We start from the raw sequence: 17,218 nt of genomic DNA, 5'->3' as shown, positions 1-17,218 counted from the left end.
GTGGGCCGGGACGGGCGGTCAGCCCGCCTCGATGCGGCGGACGGCGGTGTCGAGCGCCGCGTCCTGGGAGGTGTAGACCTCGCACACCGGGTTGCCGGTCGGCGTCCTGGTGTGGTCGATCTCCCACAGGCTCAGCTCGGTGCCGTCCAGCAGCAGGAACGCGTGCTCGTAGAGCGACCAGGACACGTGCCGGCCGGCCACCAGGGTGCTCCGGCGGGCGACGATGCTGATGTCGTGGGCGATGGCCGCGCGCAGCCGGGCCCGCAGCTCGTCGCCCGGCGCGCTCGCGTTCGCCGCGCGGCGCAGCAGCCGGCGGGCGTGCTCCACCGAGTCGCCCTCGGTGTACGTACGGCGGAGCGCGTGCTCCGGGGCCGGGGCGGAGAGCAGGGCGTCCAGGTCGTCGCCGCCCCCGGCGTCGCTGTCGCCGGCCCGTCCGCCGGGTCCCGCCGTGCCGCCCGTACGGCTGCCGTCGGCCGGGGCGGTGCCCAGTGGTGCCCGGCCGGGGGTGTCGCAGGGCACCTCCACCGGGCCGGTCGGGCCGCCGAAGGCCAGGTCGACCTCCCACTCGGCGAGGGCCAGGTCCTCGGGCTGGGTGAAGACGGTGCGGTGCGGCAGGCCTTCGGGCCCGGTGTCGTGCTCCAGCTCCCACACCAGCCGCACGCTGCCGTCCGGCATCAGGAAGCTGTGCCGGAAGGTCCGGCGGTTCATCCGGCGCGGCGGGCCCTTGGTGTGCCGGCAGGACTGCAGGCCGCAGTGGTGCATCAACGCGGTCCGTAACGCGTCCAGTTCGTGCGCCGCCCCGCTCGCGCCCGCCGCCCGGGCGAGCAGCCGGTCGAGCTGTTCCGCGGGCGTACCGCCCGCGCGCTCGGGTTCCGCCGTGTCCGCGAATTCGCCGTCCATACGGTCCTCCCGGCCTCCGCCGTACCGCAACCCCGGCGACTCAGGGTAGTAGGACCGTCGCCGATTGCGCCCGCGAACGCCGACATTTCCGGGCGTGCGGCCGATTCTCGCGCTTCTTCCGGCATGTTCCGGCCCCGTGCGCCCCACGCGCAACCCGGTGCGCCCGAGCCGCACGGACCTCTCGCGTCCGGCGAGGCAGGGGTGTTCCGGCCGCCGACGCGCTGCGTGCCCGGCCGGTCAGCCGGTGGGGTGGCCCCTGTCGTCCTGGTCCGGTGCGGGGAAGGGCGTGCCGCAGCGGGCGCAGCGGGAGGCCCGCATGTCCTCACGCATCGCGCCGCACTCGTCGCAGACCCGCTCCAGCCAGCAGACCGGGTCACCGCCCTCGGTCCGCTCCTCGTGGCCGTGCTCGCCGTCCGCTCTCATGACTGCCGCGCTCCTTCCGCCGCCGGTCCTCCGGTGCCCTCCGGGGCTCCCGCCCCGTCACCGTCCGCCGGGCCCGGCTCGTCCCGGGCGTCCCAGCGGCTTTGCGCGCGGCGCAGCGAGCGCGCCTCGGCGTAGCCGAGCCGGGTGGCCGCGTGCTGCGCCGACCATGTGCCCGTGCGCCGCAGCCCCACCGAGAACTCCTGGCGCACGGCGTCCAGTTCCGCCCGCCAGGTGGTGTCGGCCTCGGCCAGCCGGCGCTGCAGGGTGCGCGGGCTGACCGCGAGCTGCCGGGCGGCCGCGGCCAGCGACGGGCGGCCGTCGGCGAACTGCGTCAGTATCGCCCGGCGCAGCTCCGGCAGGGGCCCCGCGGGCCGGGGTGGCGGGACGGCCGACGCGGTGCGCCGGATGATGGCCGCGAGCGCGGGGTCCGCGCCCGGCAGCGGGGTGTCCAGCGCCCGGCGGTGCAGCGTGATGCTGTCGGTGCCGGCGCCGAAGTCGATGCGGCCGCCACCGAAGAGGGCGGTGTGGTCCGCGGTCCTGCGGGGCGCCCCGTGGGCGAAGGAGATCCGGGCGGGACCGACCGCGCCGCCGGTGCTGTGCCGTATCACCTGGCTGAAGGCGCCCAGGACGAATTCGGCGACCACCCCGCGCAGTTCGCTGTCCGGCAGCAGCGCGCCGTAGGTGAGGGTCACCTCGTCCTCCGACTCCTCGGTGGTGAGCAGGGAGGCGTCGCTCAGCAGGTGCAGGTGGGCCCTGGCGGCGTCCAGCCCCTCGCCCAGCGTGGGCGCCGTGCTGAACAGGTAGTCGAAGAGGTCGAACTGCCCGTGCCGGTACTGCGCCGCCGTCAGCAGCCCCGCGTCCTGCCGCCCGGTGCGGCCCACCACCTCCGTCCACAGGCGGTAGAGGTGCATCGACGGGATGCGTGCGGTCGCCGGGCCGTCGAGCACGTCCGGTCGCAGCCCGGCGGGGCGCAGCAGCGAGCGGGCCCCGGTCTCCCCGAGGGCGGCGGCGCGGGCTATGAGCCGGGGCAGGACGACGCTCTCGGTCGGCCCGGCGCTCGGTGCGGCCACCGCGGGCGGCGGGGACGTCAGGGTCGGGGGCATGCCGGGCACCTCGGGGATCTGCGGCGTGGGGGGGGTGTCGGGCGGGCGGGTCCTGGCCGGCCGGAGGGGCGCGGTGCGCACGGTGCCGCCTGCCTTCCGGCAGCCTAGCCTCCTCGTGGCGCGTTGCGTCCGCCGCCTGGCGCGTTCCGTCCTCCCGGTCCGGCGCGGCGGTGACGAAGATCAGTCGAACTGGTGCCTTCGGGCGCCGGGTGCGCCCGCGCCAGGGAGGGGGCGGGCGCACCAGGGGGAGGGGCGTCGGCGCGGACGGGCCACCGTCCGCGCCGGCGGGATCCGCCGGTCCGCGTCAGCCGCCGGCCGTGCCGCCCCCGCCCTCCGCCGGCCAGTGGCGCCGGCCGAGGCTGACGATCCGCATCCGCAGCCGGGCCGTCTCGGCGATCGAGGCCCGGGTGGCGGTGTCGTCCGGCGGCGCGTCCATGACGGCCGCCGCCGTCAGCACCATGTGGTCCACGTACAGCCCGGCCAGCACACGCAGTTCGGCGGGGCGCCAGCCCGCCGATTCGGGCTGGGCGGCGAGCCCGTCGGCCACCTCCCCGGTGAAGCGGTCCAGTTCGGCGGCGATGGCCTCGCGCACCGGGCGGACCCCGCCGTAGCGCTCGCGTGCGATGAAGCGGACGTGCGCGCGGTGCTCGTCGGCGTAGGCGACGGTGAGGGCCACCGCGCGGTCGATGAGGTCCGCGGCGTCCCCGGAACCCGCGCCGCCGGCCATCACCTCCCGGACGACGGCGTGCAGGCTGCCCAGGGCCTCGCCGACCAGGGCCACGCCGAGCGCGGCCATGTCCGGGAAGTGCCGGTAGAAGGCGGCCGGCGCGACGCCGACCTCCCGGGTGATCTCGCGCAGGCCGAGGCTGCTGAGGCTCTGCCGGTCCAGCAGGCGCAGTCCGGCGTCCAGCAGTGCCCGCCGGGTCTGCTCCTTCTGGGCCTGCCGGACGCCTGGTGTGTGACTCATGTCATTCAGTAAACAACCGTTTGCCGAAGCGTGCCACGGTTAGACTCGGTAGTCAGTGAACAAGTGTTATCCGAACCCCCGACACCGACTGGAGGTGCCGCCGGTATGGCCCTGGTCTTCGTCCTGCTCGGCATCGGCGTCGTGATGGGCGCCGCCGCCCACATGCCCCTGACCGTCTTCGCCGTCGCGTCCGCCGCCGTGACCGCATGGCTGCTGGCCTTCGCCGTACGCGAGGCCGTCGCGCGCCGACGCGGCTGACCCCGGCACCGGCGCCCCGACCGGGCGTCCCCCGGCCGCCGCCGTACGGCGCCGGCCCCCATCCGACACCGCCCACGGAAGAGGACACCGTGAACTCCGCAGCCCACCCGGTCCCGGCCGGAACTCCGGCCGCGACCACCCGCGACGCCGACGGCATGGCCGTCGCGTCGTTCCTGCTCGGCCTGCCCGGCCTGCTGGTGCTGAATCTCGTACTCGGCCCGGCCGCGATCGTGCTGGCCCTCGTCGCGCTCCGCCGCGGCACCCGCCGCCGCGGCCGCGCCCTGCTCGGCCTCGCCCTCGGTGTGGCCGCGCCGGCGATCCAGGTCGCGCTGACGATCGCCGGCCACGGGGTGCTCTGGTCGTTCGAGTGACCCGCCCGGACGGGGGAGCACCGTGACGACGCAAAAGGGTGAGGGCCCGGCCGACCGGCCGGGCCCTCACCCTTTCCCGCGGGCGCGCGGCGCGCGCGGCCGCGTCAGCTCAGGTCGATGCCCGGGTAGAGCGGGAAGCCGGACAGCAGGTCCGCCGCGCGCTTGGCGACCTGGTCGGCGACCGCGCCGTCCAGCAGGTGGTGCGCCTTCGACAGCCCGCCCTTGGGTGCGGGCGCGGCCGTCGTCCCGGACAGCACGGTGTGGATCAGGCCGGCGATCTCGTCCATCTCTGCGGCGCCGAGGCCACGGGTGGTGAGCGCCGGGGTGCCGATCCGGATGCCGGAGGTGTACCAGGCGCCGTTCGGGTCCTGCGGGACGGAGTTGCGGTTGGTGACGATGCCCGCGTCGAGCAGCGCCGCCTCCGCCTGGCGGCCCGTCAGGCCGTAGCCGGACACGTCGATGAGCACCAGGTGGTTGTCCGTGCCGCCGGTGACCAGCTTGGCGCCGCGGGTGAGCAGGCCCTCGGCGAGCGACCGCGCGTTGTCGACGATCCGCTGCGCGTAGGTGCCGAACTCCGGCCGGGAGGCCTCCGCGAGCGCCACCGCCTTCGCGGCCATCACGTGCGGCAGCGGCCCGCCCAGCACCATCGGGCAGCCCCGGTCGACGTGCTCGGCGAGGGAGTCGTCGCACAGCACCATGCCGCCGCGCGGGCCGCGCAGCGACTTGTGGGTCGTGGTCGTCACGATGTTCGCGTGCGGCACCGGGTCGAAGTCGCCGGTCAGCACCTTGCCCGCGACCAGGCCCGCGAAGTGCGCCATGTCGACCATGAGCGTCGCGCCCACCTCGTCGGCGATCTCCCGCATGATGCGGAAGTTGACCAGACGCGGGTAGGCCGAGTACCCCGCGACGATGATCAGCGGGCGGAACTCGCGCGCGGTCTCGCGCAGCGCGTCGTAGTCCAGCAGGCCGGTCTCCGGGTCCGTGCCGTAGCTGCGCTGGTCGAACATCTTGCCGGAGATGTTCGGCCGGAAGCCGTGGGTGAGGTGGCCGCCGGCGTCCAGCGACATGCCGAGCATCCGCTGGTTGCCGAACTCGGCGCGCAGCTCGGCCCAGTCCTGCTCGGACAGGTCGTTGACCTGCCGCACCCCGGCCCTGGCCAGGCCCGGGGTCTCCACCTTCTGCGACAGCACCGCCCAGAAGGCCACGAGGTTCGCGTCGATCCCGGAGTGCGGCTGCACGTACGCGTGCGCGGCGCCGAAGACGTTGCGGGCGTGCTCGGCCGCGAGCGCCTCGACGGTGTCGACGTTGCGGCAGCCGGCGTAGAAGCGGCGGCCGATCGTGCCCTCGGCGTACTTGTCGCTGAACCAGTTCCCCATCGCCAGCAGCACGGCGGGGGACGCGTAGTTCTCGCTGGCGATCAGCTTGAGCATCTCGCGCTGGTCGGTGAGCTCGCCGGCGATCGCGTCCGCGACCCGCGGCTCGACCCCCCGGATCACGTCCAGGGCACTGCGGAAGGCGATCGACTCGGTGCTGTACGGCTGCTCGGGCGCTGCCACGGCGGTCCTCCGGTTGGTCAACGGGACGGCCCAGGCGCACGGCACTTCGTTCTTCCGGATCTTTCCGGTGGAGCCGCTCCCCGATGGTTGACCCCATCCCAGCGCGCCAGTCACGGCTCCGCCCTGAGCCTACCAACCCCGCCGCCCGGTGCTCCCCGGCAGGGCGGGACCGCAGCTCACGGCGCAGGGCCGGCGGTGTTTGATGGGGGCAGGCGACGGCGGAAGGAGCCGCATGGCAGGCAGCGACGGGCCCGCACCGGTGCAGACCCGGGTCGGGGCGAACGGCACGGCGGTCATCGGGCTGGCCCGGCCGGCCGCCCTCAACGCGCTGGACCTCACGATGGTGCGGCTCATGACGGGCGCCCTCACCCGGTGGCGGGACGACCCGGCCGTCCGGTCCGTCCTCGTCGTCAGCACCTCGCCGAAGGCGTTCTGCGCCGGCGGCGACATCGTCGCGGTGCGGGCGGCGGGCGCGTCCGGCGACAGCGCGGCCGTCCGCGGCTACTTCGCCGCCGAATACGCCCTCAACGCCCTGATCGCCCGCTACCCCAAGCCGTACACCGCGCTGATCGACGGCTACGCGATGGGCGGCGGGCTCGGCATCTCCGTGCACGGGTCGGCCCGCGTGGTCACCGAACGCGCGTCGCTGGCGATGCCGGAGACGGCGATCGGCTTCTTCCCCGACATCGGCGCGAGCCACTTCCTGCCGCGCCTGCCGGGTGCGTACGGCTGGTACCTGGGGCTGACCGGCGCGCGGACCGGCGGGCCCGACGCGGTCGCGTGCGGGCTCGCGACGCATCTCGTGCCGGCGGCCGACCTGCCGGCCCTGCAGACGGCGCTGACGACGGACCCCGCGCCCCCGGAGACCGTCCTGCGGGACTTCGCGGCGCCCGTGCCGCGGCGCCCCGCGCACGCGGACGCCGTGGCCCGCTGCTTCGCCGAGCCGGACCCGGCCCGGGTGCGGGCGCTGCTGGCCGCCGAGAGCGCGGAACCGGACTGGGCGCGCGAGACGCTCGCGCTGCTCGACGCCGCCTCACCCGCGAGCCTCGCGGCCACCGCGGCCCTGCTCCGGGCGGGCGCGGGGTCGACGCTGGAGGAGTGCCTCGCCCGCGAGCTGGAGCTCGCGTGCCGTACGGCGGGCAGCGCGGACTTCCAGGAGGGCGTGCGTGCCGCGCTCGTCGACAAGGACCGCAAGCCGGTCTGGTCGAGCCCCGTGCAGTCCACATTGTAAGATAGCGGTGTCACCATACGGACGGCGCGCGTAGTGTCGGCCCCGAACCCGCCGCGCCGCGGCGGGACTTGTCACGGGAGGACCGCGCCATGCCCCGGGAATGGGACGCCAAGACCTACGACTCGCTGCCCCTGCCCCACCTGGGCTGGGGCCGGCGCACGCTGGCGCGGCTGGATCTGCGCGGGGACGAGCGGGTGCTCGACGCGGGGTGCGGCACCGGACGCGACACCGAGGGACTGCTCGACCGGCTGCCGCAGGGGCGGGTGGTCGCCGTGGACGGATCCGTCCGCATGCTGGACCAGCTGCGCGAGCGCCTGGCCGGCCGGCTGGACCGGGTCGAGGTCGTGCACGCCGACCTGACCCGGCCGCTGCCCTTCGACGGCGACGTGGACGCCGTCTTCAGCGTCGCCGCCTTCCACTGGATCGAGGACCACGCGGCCCTCTTCGCCTCGCTCGCCACCCGCATGCGCCCGGGTGCCCGGCTGGTCACCGAGTGCGGCGGCCACGGCAACATCAGGTCGGTCAACGCCGCCGTCGCCGACGTCACCGGCGGGGAGCGCGACATGTGGGACTTCGCCGGCGTCGAGGACACCCGTGAGCGGCTGGCGGCGGCGGGCTTCACCGACATCGAGGTGCGGCTGCGGCCCGACCCGGCCCGTTTCGAGCCCGGCGAGCAGCTGGAGGCGTACCTGGCCACCGTCATCCTGGGCGCCCACCTGGACGCGATGGCCGAGGACGACCGCGAGCCCTTCGTGACGGCGGTGGCCGCGCGCCTGGCCGAGCCGGTCGTCGACTACGTACGGCTGGAGATCTCGGCGACCCGCGCCTGACACCGGACGGCGGTCCCGCGGCGGCGGGCCCGGCGGCGCGGGCGGGCCGTGCCGGGCCGCCGCCCGCGTTGTTAAGGTATGGGCGCCGATCACCCGATCACCCGTCAGCCTGCCGGCCGGCCACCAGCCGAACCCGGCGCGCAGGCCCGCGGGCCGTCCGCCGTATCGAGGCCCCATGAGCCCCAAGAAGCGTCCCACCATCGCCGACATCGCCGAGGCCGCCGGCGTGTCCAAGGGCGCCGTGTCCTACGCGCTCAACGGCAAGGCGGGCGTCTCGGAGCAGACCAGGGCCAGGATCCTGGAGATCGCCGCGCGGATGGGCTGGCACCCCAGTAGTGCGGCGCGCGCGCTCTCCGACGGGCGCAGCGGGGCGATCGGCCTGGTGGTGGACCGCCCGGCGTGGGTGCTGGGCATCGAGCCGTTCTTCATGCAGCTCATCTCGGGGGTCGAGGCCGGCCTCGCGGCCACCGGCACCGCGCTGCTGCTCCAGGTCACCGACGACGCGAGGGCCGAGCAGGAGGCCTACCGCCGCTGGTGGGGCGAGCGCCGGGTGGACGGCGTGCTGCTGGTCGACCTGCGCGAGCAGGACCCCCGGCCCGGCCTGGTCGCGGAGCTGGGACTGCCGGCCGTGGTGATCGGGCACGCGGCGGAGTCCTCCGGGGTGCCGTCGCTGTGGATCAACGACGGTGCGGCCGTTCGCGAGACACTCGCGTACCTGGCGGCGATGGGCCACCGCAGGATCGCCCGGGTCGCCGGGCCCGCGGACTTCGTGCACACCCGCGAGCGCAGCGAGGCCTTCGACGCGGCCGCCGCGGAGCTGAGCCTCGAAGGCGTGCCGTGCGTCCACACCGACTACTCCGGCGAGGCGGGCGCCCGCGCCACCCGGCGGCTGCTGTCCGGCTCGGCGCGCCCCACCGCGATCGTGTACGACAACGACGTCATGGCGGTGGCCGCGCTGAGCGTGACGCAGGAGATGGGCGTGCACGTGCCGGGCGAGCTCTCGCTCGTCGCCTGGGACGACAGCGAGCTGTGCCGGCTGGTGCACCCCGCCCTGACGGCCGTCAGCCGCCCGGTGATGGAGTACGGCGAGCGGGCCGCCGCGGCCCTGCTCTCGCTCATCGCCGGCGGGCCCGTCCCGGACGTCCAGCTCCCGCCGCCCGCCCTGGTCCCGCGCGGCAGCACGGCGCCCCGGGGCGCGTGACCCCGGACCTTCCGGCGTCGCCCCGCCCGTGAGTCACCGGCGGGGCGCCTTCCGCGTACCGTGCGGCGGCCGCGCGTTACATGGCGTTTCATGGCGCCGGGCCCTTCCCGATCCCTTGACGGCCATGAAGTGCCCTAGTTAAATCACGTCGCGATATAAGTCGTGAAACAAGCGAGGAAACAAGCGTGCGGGCCCCCTCGCTGCACGCTTGTCCCTGTCAGGCCCATGCCAACGTGCGAAGAAGGGCAACGACTCATGAGCGCAGCAACCCGGCCCCACACGGGCAGATCCACCACCTCCCGGCTCCGGCGTACCGCCGTCGGGATCCTCACCTCCGCCGCGGCGGCCGTCGTCCCGGTGCTCGCGGTCCCCACGTCCGCGCAGGCGGCGGGCGAGAGCGTGCAGGTCTACCTCACCACCACCAACGACTCCGGCGGCCGCAACGTCGTCAAGGGTCTGGAGCGGCAGTCCGCGGTGTCCTTCGCCGCCGGCACCGGCGGCTCCGGGCAGAACGTCACGGTGGACGAGGGCACCACCTACCAGAAGTTCACCGGCGGCGGCGCGTCCTTCACCGACACCGCCGCCTGGCTGATGAACAGCAGCGGCGCGCTGTCGCCGGCCACCCGCGACAGCGTCATGCAGAAGCTCTTCGACCCGGTCAACGGGATCGGCCTGGGCTTCCTGCGCAACCCGATGGGCGCCTCCGACCTGGCCCGCACCAGCTACACGTACGACGACATGCCGGCCGGCCAGACCGATCCGACGCTCGCGCACTTCTCGATCGCCCACGATCTCGCCGACGTCGTCCCGCTCACCAAGCAGGCCCGCCAGCTCAACCCGGACGTCAAGGTCATGGGCACGCCGTGGACTCCGCCGCCGTGGATGAAGGACAACGGCGCCTACAGCCAGGGCTGGCTCCAGTCGCAGTACTACGCGGCCTACGCGCAGTACTTCGTCAAGTACCTCCAGGCCTACCAGGCGCAGGGCGTGCCGGTGGACTACGTCACCGTGCAGAACGAGCCCACCTGCTGCTCCGGCTACCCGTCCGCGCAGTGGAACGGCTCGGGCCTGGCGTACTTCACCAAGACGGACCTGCTGCCCGCGCTGCACGCGGCCGGGCTGTCCACCAAGGTGCTGGCGCTCGACTGGAACTGGGACACCTACGACAGCTACGCGGCGCCCACCGTCACCGACGCGTCGATCCGGACCGACCCGAACTTCGGCGGCATCGCGTGGCACGGCTACGGCGGCAACGTCTCCGAGCAGACCACGGTGCACAACCAGTACCCGGACCTGCCCGCCTTCGACACCGAGCACTCCGGGGGCACCTGGATCGGCAACCAGCAGAAGGAGGACATGGAGAACCTGATCGACTACACCCGCAACTGGGGCCAGAGCTGGGTCAAATGGAGCCTCGCGGTCGACCAGGGCATGGGTCCGCACAACGGCGGCTGCGGCACCTGCACCGGTCTGATCACCGTGCACAACGGTGACAGCCGCAGCGGGCAGGTGGACTACACGATCGAGTACTACACGATGGGCCACCTCACGAAGTTCGTGAAGCCCGGCGCGACCCGTGTCGCCTCCACCGACAACGCCACCGTCCGCAACGTCGCCTGGCGCAACCCCGACGGCTCCAAGGCGCTCATCGCCTACAACGAGTCGTCCTCCGCGCAGACCCTGCGGGTCAACTGGGGCAACGAGAACTTCTCCTACTCGCTGCCCGGCGGCGCCTCCGCCACCTTCACCTGGTCGGGCACGCCCGGCGGCGGCGGGACCGGCGCCGGCCACACCGGCACGATCACCGGCTACGGCGGCAAGTGCGTCGACGTCGCGGGCGGGAACACCGCCAACGGCACCGCCGTCCAGCTGTACGACTGCAACGGCACCGGTGCCCAGCAGTGGACCGCCTCCGGCTCCACCCTCCAGGCGCTCGGCAAGTGCATGGACGTCGCCTCGGCCGGCACCGCCAACGGCACCCAGGTGCAGCTGTACGACTGCAACGGCACCGGCTCCCAGGTGTGGACCCGGGGTGCGAACAACGCGCTGGTCAACCCGCAGTCCGGCAGGTGCCTGGACGCGACGGGACCCAGTTCGGCCAACGGCACCCGGCTGCAGATCTGGGACTGCACCGGCGCTGCCAACCAGCAGTGGAACGCGCCCGCCGCGTGATCCGCTGAACCCCTGGACGGCCGGCCGCGGACCTCTCACCGCGGCCGGTCGCGCTGAAGGAAGAGAGCCGGACCGCCGGATCCGCGCGACACGCGCGGGCCCGGCGGTCCGGCGTGTCCGGGGGCGCCGGCATACGCGCGGGGCCCGGCGGGCATCCCTGGCGTCAGCAGGTGTTTGTCAGACGTTGACCCGCCCGGCCGCGTGGGGGTGGGGCGCCGCCATCCGCGCCGCCTAGTCTGAGGGGGCGTCCGATCCGCTCCGGTTGTGCGCATCCGTGCTGTCTGTCCCGCCCGCTCTGCCCTGTGCCGCCCCGATCTGCGCCCCCGCCCTCACGCCGCGCCCCACGCCGCCGTGTCCCCCTGCGAGGAGTCCCCCGTGTCCATCGCCCGCAACGAGGGTGCCGTCCGGCAGCGCGTGTCGCTGCGGTCGGCGGTGATGCTGCTGCCGGTGGCGGCGGTCGCGGCGCTGGTGAGCAGCAAATGGGCGGTGATCGGCTCCAGTGCCGGACGGCTGGGCGAGGCGGACACCGGGTGGCTGGCCGTGGCGTGCCTGGCGGCCTTCATGACCTGGGTGTGCTCGGCCGCCGCGCAGCAGGGCGCGGTCGTCGAGACGCTGCCGCCCGGCGTGCTGCTGGCCACCCAGTTCGCCGCGTCCGCCGCCAACCACGTGCTGCCCGCGGGGCTCGGTGGCAACGCCGTCAACCTGCGCTTGCTGATGCGGCGCGGGCTGACCCCGACCCGCGCCCTGGCGGCACTCGCGGTACGCGCCTGCGCCGCGGTCGCGGGGCGGGTCGCGCTGCTGCTCACGGCGCTGCTGCTGTTCCCCGGCGCCCTCCAGCTGCGCCGTGTCACCGGGGGCGGGCCGGTGATGCCCGGCCACCCGCTGGCGCTCGGCTGCGTGGCGGTCGCGGTCCTGGCGGGCGGCGTGCTCCTGACGCGCTGCGTGCGGCGGCTGCGCGACCGGCTGCGCGAGGTGCTCGGCTCGGTGCTGCACGACGTGCGCGTCCTGCACGGCAACCGCTCCCGTGTGGCGGCGCTGTGGGGCGGTTCGCTGGCTTTTCCCGCGATGCACGCGGCGGTCGTGGTCGCGGTGGTGCGCGCGGTGCACGCGCCCGTCCCGGTCGGCGGCGCCGTGGTGGCGTACCTGTTCGCCAGCACGGCGGCGGGCTGGATGCCGACCCCGGCGGGACTGGGCTCGCTGGACGCCGCGCTCGCGCTCGCACTGGTCACCGCGGGCGCGTCCGGGGTGACGGCGACCTCGGCGGTACTCGGCTACCGGCTGGTCACGACCTGGCTGCCGCTGCTTCCCGGCATGGTCGTGCTGGCGCTGCTGGTGCGCCGCGGCGAACTCTGAGTGCCGTGGGCGCGGTCATCGGTACCTGACCGGCCGACCGCCTGCCCCGCCCGCCCGGCCCGCCGCAGACCCGGCCGTGGCACTCCGCCCCCCGGCCGTGTAGGCATGGTCCCGCGTGCACCACGCCTGCGCCCGCACCACGCGCGGCGTACGGCGGCAGGAGAGCGGGGGCACGCCGGACGACAGGGCGGAGGACACCGGATGGCGGGAACGACAGGGGACACGGGACCCGGCGCGGCAAGCGGGCGGGTGCTGGTGGTGGACGACGACGCCGTCATCCGCCGCTCCCTCGGCCGCGCCCTGCGCCTGCACGGCTTCACCGTCACCGAGGCCGACGGCGGCGCCGCCGCGCTCGCCCGGCTGGCCGGCGACGCCCCGCCCGACGTCCTGGTGCTGGACATCTCGATGCCCGGCGTCGACGGCATCGAGGTCTGCCGCACCCTGCGCGCGGCCGGCAACGACCTGCCCGTGCTCGCCCTCTCCGCGCTCGACGAGGTCGCCGACCGCGTCGCCGGACTCCAGGCCGGAGCCGACGACTACCTCGTCAAACCCTTCGCGCTCGACGAACTGGTGCTCCGGCTGCACGCCCTGCTGCGCCGCCGCCCGCCGCGCCCCGGAGGCCCCGTCCGCGCCTGCGGCCTGGTCATCGACCCCGAGGCCCGCACCGCGACCCGGGACGGCAGCCCGCTGGACCTGACGCGGCGCGAGTTCGAATTGCTGGAGACCCTCGCGCGCAACGCGGGTCTGGTGCTCACCCGCGACCAGCTGCTGGACCGGGTGTGGGGCTACGACTTCGACGTGCGCAGCGACGCCGTGGACACCTTCGTGAGCTACCTGCGCCGCAAACTGGAGGCCGGCGGGCGCCCGCGCATCCTGCACACCGTGCGCGGCGTCGGCTTCGTGCTGCGCCCGGCCGAAGGCACACCGTGCGCCGGAACCGCCGGGAGCGGCACATGAGACTGGCCACCCGGATCGCGCTGGCCGTCGCCGTCGTCGTCCCGCTGCTCGTGCTCGCCTCCGGCTGGGTCATGGTCCGCCTCGTCACCGGGGACGTGCACGCCGCCGCCGACGCCCACCTGAGCGAACGCGCCGCCGCCGTACGCCCGGAGGCCCTGTCGCTGCTGCGGGCGATGGCCAACGACCGGCCGGCGGGCGTGGAACAGGCCCGGCAGCGGCGGCTGTTCACCGCCGCCCTGGACGTCGGCATCCGGGTGGCCGGCCCCGCGGGCACCGTCAGCGGCGGCCCGCAGCCCGCCTCCGCCGTGCTCCCCGACCCGGCGGCCGCCGCCCGGCCCCTCACCCTGACCGCGGACGGCCGCGGCTGGCGCACGCTGGCCGTACCGCTCGGCGGCCCGCGGCCCGAGGCGCGCGGCACGCTGTGGCTCTTCTCCGCCGACACCGCGGGGCGCCGGCAGATCGCGCAGGTCCGCCGCAGGGTGCTCACCGTCGCGCTGCTCACCGCGCCGGTCGCCGGACTGGCCGCATGGCTCGCCGCCGTACGGCTCGCCCGCCCGCTGGCCCTGCTGCGCCGCCGCGCCGCCGGGATCGACCCGCGGGCCGGCGCCGCCCGCCTCGACCACACCCCCACCGGGGTGCCCGAGGTCGACGACCTGGCCCGTACCCTCCGCACGCTGCTCGCCCGCTACGACGAGCAGGCCGGCCGCACCGCCGAGGCCCTCGCCACCGCCCGCTCCTTCTCCGCCGCCGCCTCCCACGAGCTGCGCACCCCGCTGATGGGCATGCGCATCAACCTCGACGTGCTGGCCGGCGATCCGGCCCCGGGCGCCGGGGAGCGCGCCGAGATCCTCGCCGACCTGCGGGAGGGCCACGACCGGCTGCTGGAGCTGCTGGTGATGCTGCGCGCCCTCGCCCAGGGCGACCTCGTCGAGGCCGACGCCTTCGTACCGGCCGACCTCGCCGACATCCTCGACGCCGCCGTGCGCGACCTGCGCCGCGACCACCCCGGAGCCCAGGTGTCCGTCGACGCCCCCGGGCCCTGCCCCGTGCAGGGCTGGCCGCCCGGCCTGCGCAGCGCCGTGGACAACCTGCTCCGCAACGCGGTGCTGCACGGCGCCGGAAGGGTCGAGGCCGCCCTGCACCGCACCGCGGACGGCAGCGCCGTACGCCTCACCGTCGCCGACCACGGCCCCGGGGTCCCGCCCGGTGCCCGCAGCGGGATCTTCGCGCGCTTCCGCCGCCGCCCCGACAGCCCCGGAACCGGACTCGGCCTCGCCCTCGTCGGCCAGCAGGCCGCGCTGCACGGCGGCACCGTGACCGTCACGGACCGGCCCGACGGCGCGCCCGGCGCGCACTTCGTCCTCGACCTTCCCGCAGCCCTCCCCGAACTGCCCCGGCAGCGCGACTGGCTGGGCGGCGAGGGCGGGGGAACGGAGAGCCCCGGAGCGGTGCGGGAGGCGCCACAGGATTTCCACAAAGAGCGCACCTAGCCTCCCGGCGGAACCGGCACCGCGCCCGCGGCGCCGCCATCGAGGAGGTCACCCCATGCGCACCACCCGTACGGTCGTGCCCGCCGTCGCAGCGGTCGCGGCACTGCTCGCCGCGGCGGGCTCCGCCACCGCCGGCACCGGCGCCACGCCGTCGCCCTCGGCCACCGCGACGTCCGCCGCCAAGGCGCCGAAGGGCGACGGCGCCCGCGCCCTGTGCCGCCGGCTGCCCACCGTGGACGCGCGCATCGACCGCGCGCTGGCCCGGCTCAACGGCCCCGCCACCGAACGCGGGTCGGTCGCCCGGCTGCAGCAGCGCGTCAGCAACGCCGAGGCCAAGGGCGACACCGCGGTCGCCACCTACCTCAAGGACCGGCTCACCTTCCGCACCTCCCTCGTCACCACCCTCGGCGCGCGCTCCACCGACCTCGACGCCGTCCGCACCTGGTGCGGCACCCAGAACTTCCCGGTGAAGAAGCGGCCGGAGGCCGGGAAGGGCACCGGCAAGTGACCCGGCGGCAGGCCCTGGCCCTCCTCCCGGCCGGTGCGCTGGCCGCGGCCCTCCTGCTCACCGGCTGCGGGGGCCACGACGGCGCGTCCGGCAGCCCGGGCGCCACCTCCCCGGCGCCCGCCGCCTCGGACCTGGCGCACATGCGCAAGCTCGTGGACGACGCGGACTCCGCCGCCGCGGTGGCGGACTCCGACGCCGCATCGGACAAGTGACCGGCCCGGAGGGTTACTTGGCGTCCGCGTAGCACTCCACGGCGTGCGTCTCCAGGGGGAAGGGCACCGGCGTACGGCCGAAGACCAGCCGCCGGGCCTCGTCCGCGGCCGAGGCCACCGCGGCCTCGACCGCGGGCGCCAGCTCCGCCGGTGTGTGCACCACCACCTCGTCGTGCTGGAAGAAGACCAGCCGCGGCGCGGATCCGATCACGGCCAGCTCACGGCGCAGCGCCGCCAGCATCGCGAGCGCCCAGTCGGCGGCGCTGGCCTGGATCACGAAATTCCGCGTGAAGCGCCCCCAGGAGCGCGCGGCCCGGCGGTCCGTCGAGGCGCCGTCCGCCGGATCCGCGGTGTCGTCGAGGAAGCGGTCGGCGGACGGCGCGGGCGACGTACGGCCGAGCTGCGAGCGGACCGTCCCGCCCGCCTCGCCGGTACGGGCCGCGGACTCCACCAGCGCGAGCGCGACCGGGAAGCGGCGCCGCATCACCGCGAGCAGCTGCCCGGCCTCCCCGCTGGTCTGCCCGTACATCGCCGCCAGCAGCGCGATCTTGGCCCGCGGCCGGTCGCCGGCGAAGGCGTCCCGGGCGAGCGCCGCGTAGAGGTCGCCGCCGGCAGCCGCCCGCGCCAGGCCCGGGTCGCCGGACATCGCCGCCAGCACCCGCGGCTCCAGCTGGCCCGCGTCGGCGACCACCAGCAGGTGCCCCGGATCGGCGACCACCGCGGCCCGCAGCGGCCGCGGGATCTGCAGCGCCCCGCCGCCACGGGTCGCCCACCGGCCCGACACCACGCCGCCGGCCACGTACTCGGGGCGGAAGCGGCCCTCGCGCACCCACGCCTCGCGCCAGGCCCAGCCGTGCGCGGCGTGGATCCGGGACAGCTCCTTGTAGCGCAGCACCAGCTCCGCCGCGGGGTGCGCCACCTTGCGCAGCTCGTGCGAGCGGGTCGACGCGAGCGGCACGCCCGCGCGGGCGAAGGCGGGCAGCAGCTGGGCGGGGGAGTCGGGATTGACCGGGCGCCCGCCCAGCGCGTCCTGTATCTGCCGTGCGAGGCCGGACAGCAGGGCGGGCCGCGCCCCGGCGGCCGGACGCGGGCCCAGCAGTCCCGTCAGCAGCTCGTCGTGCACCGCCGCGCTCCACGGCAGTCCGTCCCGCCCCATCTCGACCGCCGCGAGCGCGCCTGCCGACTCCGCCGCGCACAGCAGCCGCATCCGCTCCGGATGCCCGCCCTCGGCGACCCTGCGCTGCTGGTCGGCGTGCACCTCCACCAGCGCGGCGAGCGCGTCCGCACCCGGCGGCAGCCGCAGCCGGTCGGCCGCGAAGAGCACGGGCTGGCCCTGCGCGCCGTGCTCCGGGGCGTCCGGCGGCTCCGGCAGGCCGTGCAGCCGCGCCCACGCGGCGCCGAGCGACCGCGGCCTGCCGTGCCGGCCCTCCACGCCGAGCAGGAGCGACTCGACCAGCCGCACGTCGTGGCACCGTGCGAGTCTGACCCCGCCGCGGTCCAGGAGGTCCGGATAGACCTCCTCCGTCCCCGCCCACACCCAGCGCGGCGCGACCTCCGCCTCGATCTGGCGGACCGCCGCCGCGAGATCCCCGACCGCGTGCACCTCCCCGGCGCGCGCACCCTCCTCGTCCAGCCCGCACATCCGCCCGCCGCCGCCCACCGGGTCGGCCACGACGGCCACCCGCC

General features: G+C 75.7%; 17 protein-coding genes and 1 riboswitch. Of the genes, 11 read left to right on the top strand and 6 right to left on the bottom strand.

The genetic code is table 11. The annotated features are described in order from the left end of the window. Positions 1–18: 18 nt before the first annotated feature. From ACH4SE_RS07205 to ACH4SE_RS07190, 4 genes are all read right to left on the bottom strand, one after another. Positions 19–900: a DUF6227 family protein gene (locus ACH4SE_RS07205; RefSeq protein WP_398542307.1), complete on the bottom strand. Its 882-nt coding sequence runs from the start codon at positions 898–900 to the stop codon at positions 19–21. Between the two features lie 237 nt (positions 901–1,137). Continuing rightward, positions 1,138–1,323: a hypothetical protein gene (locus ACH4SE_RS07200; RefSeq protein WP_398542306.1), complete on the bottom strand. Its 186-nt coding sequence runs from the start codon at positions 1,321–1,323 to the stop codon at positions 1,138–1,140. Beyond that, the gene (locus ACH4SE_RS07195) at positions 1,320–2,426 is read right to left on the bottom strand and encodes an AraC family transcriptional regulator ligand-binding domain-containing protein (RefSeq protein ID WP_398542305.1); all 1,107 of its coding nucleotides are present in this window, start codon (positions 2,424–2,426) and stop codon (positions 1,320–1,322) included. Before ACH4SE_RS07195 ends, ACH4SE_RS07200 begins: the two co-directional genes overlap by 4 nt. Before the next feature lie 304 nt (positions 2,427–2,730). Beyond that, a complete protein-coding gene (locus ACH4SE_RS07190; protein WP_398542304.1) occupies positions 2,731–3,393 on the bottom strand; it encodes a TetR family transcriptional regulator in 663 nt (220 codons plus the stop codon). A 105-nt stretch (positions 3,394–3,498) separates the two neighbouring features. On the opposite strand from ACH4SE_RS07190, the gene ACH4SE_RS07185 reads away from it, so the two are divergent. Next, a complete protein-coding gene (locus tag ACH4SE_RS07185) occupies positions 3,499–3,651 on the top strand; it encodes a hypothetical protein (protein ID WP_398542303.1) in 153 nt (50 codons plus the stop codon). Between the two features lie 155 nt (positions 3,652–3,806). Beyond that, on the top strand, positions 3,807–4,022 hold the full coding sequence (locus ACH4SE_RS07180; RefSeq protein WP_398542672.1) for a DUF4190 domain-containing protein: 216 nt from the start codon (positions 3,807–3,809) through the stop codon (positions 4,020–4,022). Positions 4,023–4,126: 104 nt separating this feature from the next. Here ACH4SE_RS07180 and ACH4SE_RS07175 read toward each other — a convergent pair whose 3' ends face one another. Then, positions 4,127–5,578 (bottom strand): glycine hydroxymethyltransferase, encoded by a 1,452-nt coding sequence (locus tag ACH4SE_RS07175; protein WP_398542302.1) that lies wholly within the window; start codon positions 5,576–5,578, stop codon positions 4,127–4,129. Positions 5,579–5,599: 21 nt separating this feature from the next. Next, positions 5,600–5,702: riboswitch (ZMP/ZTP riboswitch) on the bottom strand. Positions 5,703–5,810: 108 nt separating this feature from the next. Here ACH4SE_RS07175 and ACH4SE_RS07170 point away from each other — a divergent pair. From ACH4SE_RS07170 to ACH4SE_RS07130, 9 genes are all read left to right on the top strand, one after another. Next, positions 5,811–6,809: an enoyl-CoA hydratase/isomerase family protein gene (locus tag ACH4SE_RS07170; protein WP_398542301.1), complete on the top strand. Its 999-nt coding sequence runs from the start codon at positions 5,811–5,813 to the stop codon at positions 6,807–6,809. 89 nt (positions 6,810–6,898) lie between these two features. Next, on the top strand, positions 6,899–7,639 hold the full coding sequence (locus ACH4SE_RS07165; protein ID WP_398542300.1) for a class I SAM-dependent methyltransferase: 741 nt from the start codon (positions 6,899–6,901) through the stop codon (positions 7,637–7,639). Between the two features lie 175 nt (positions 7,640–7,814). Then, a complete protein-coding gene (locus ACH4SE_RS07160; RefSeq protein WP_398542299.1) occupies positions 7,815–8,840 on the top strand; it encodes a LacI family DNA-binding transcriptional regulator in 1,026 nt (341 codons plus the stop codon). A gap of 255 nt (positions 8,841–9,095) precedes the next feature. After that, on the top strand, positions 9,096–11,012 hold the full coding sequence (locus ACH4SE_RS07155; protein WP_398542298.1) for a ricin-type beta-trefoil lectin domain protein: 1,917 nt from the start codon (positions 9,096–9,098) through the stop codon (positions 11,010–11,012). A gap of 375 nt (positions 11,013–11,387) precedes the next feature. Beyond that, on the top strand, positions 11,388–12,365 hold the full coding sequence (locus ACH4SE_RS07150) for a YbhN family protein (protein WP_398542297.1): 978 nt from the start codon (positions 11,388–11,390) through the stop codon (positions 12,363–12,365). A gap of 201 nt (positions 12,366–12,566) precedes the next feature. Then, a complete protein-coding gene (locus ACH4SE_RS07145) occupies positions 12,567–13,322 on the top strand; it encodes a response regulator transcription factor (RefSeq protein ID WP_398542296.1) in 756 nt (251 codons plus the stop codon). Then, positions 13,319–14,812: a sensor histidine kinase gene (locus tag ACH4SE_RS07140; RefSeq protein ID WP_398542295.1), complete on the top strand. Its 1,494-nt coding sequence runs from the start codon at positions 13,319–13,321 to the stop codon at positions 14,810–14,812. The genes ACH4SE_RS07145 and ACH4SE_RS07140 overlap by 4 nt, the downstream gene beginning before the upstream one ends. A gap of 55 nt (positions 14,813–14,867) precedes the next feature. Then, positions 14,868–15,320: a hypothetical protein gene (locus ACH4SE_RS07135; protein WP_398542294.1), complete on the top strand. Its 453-nt coding sequence runs from the start codon at positions 14,868–14,870 to the stop codon at positions 15,318–15,320. Then, positions 15,317–15,532 (top strand): hypothetical protein, encoded by a 216-nt coding sequence (locus tag ACH4SE_RS07130; protein WP_398542293.1) that lies wholly within the window; start codon positions 15,317–15,319, stop codon positions 15,530–15,532. Before ACH4SE_RS07135 ends, ACH4SE_RS07130 begins: the two co-directional genes overlap by 4 nt. Before the next feature lie 13 nt (positions 15,533–15,545). Here the strand turns inward: ACH4SE_RS07130 and ACH4SE_RS07125 are convergent, their stop codons facing one another. Continuing rightward, positions 15,546–17,174 (bottom strand): bifunctional 3'-5' exonuclease/DNA polymerase, encoded by a 1,629-nt coding sequence (locus ACH4SE_RS07125; protein WP_398542671.1) that lies wholly within the window; start codon positions 17,172–17,174, stop codon positions 15,546–15,548. Positions 17,175–17,218: the final 44 nt, after the last annotated feature.

The organism is Streptomyces sp. NPDC020983, from assembly GCF_044333485.1.
Classification (GTDB): Bacteria; Actinomycetota; Actinomycetes; order Streptomycetales; family Streptomycetaceae; genus Actinacidiphila.
Note: the sequence above shows the minus strand (reverse complement) of the source record. Positions and strands in the feature narration are given on the sequence as shown.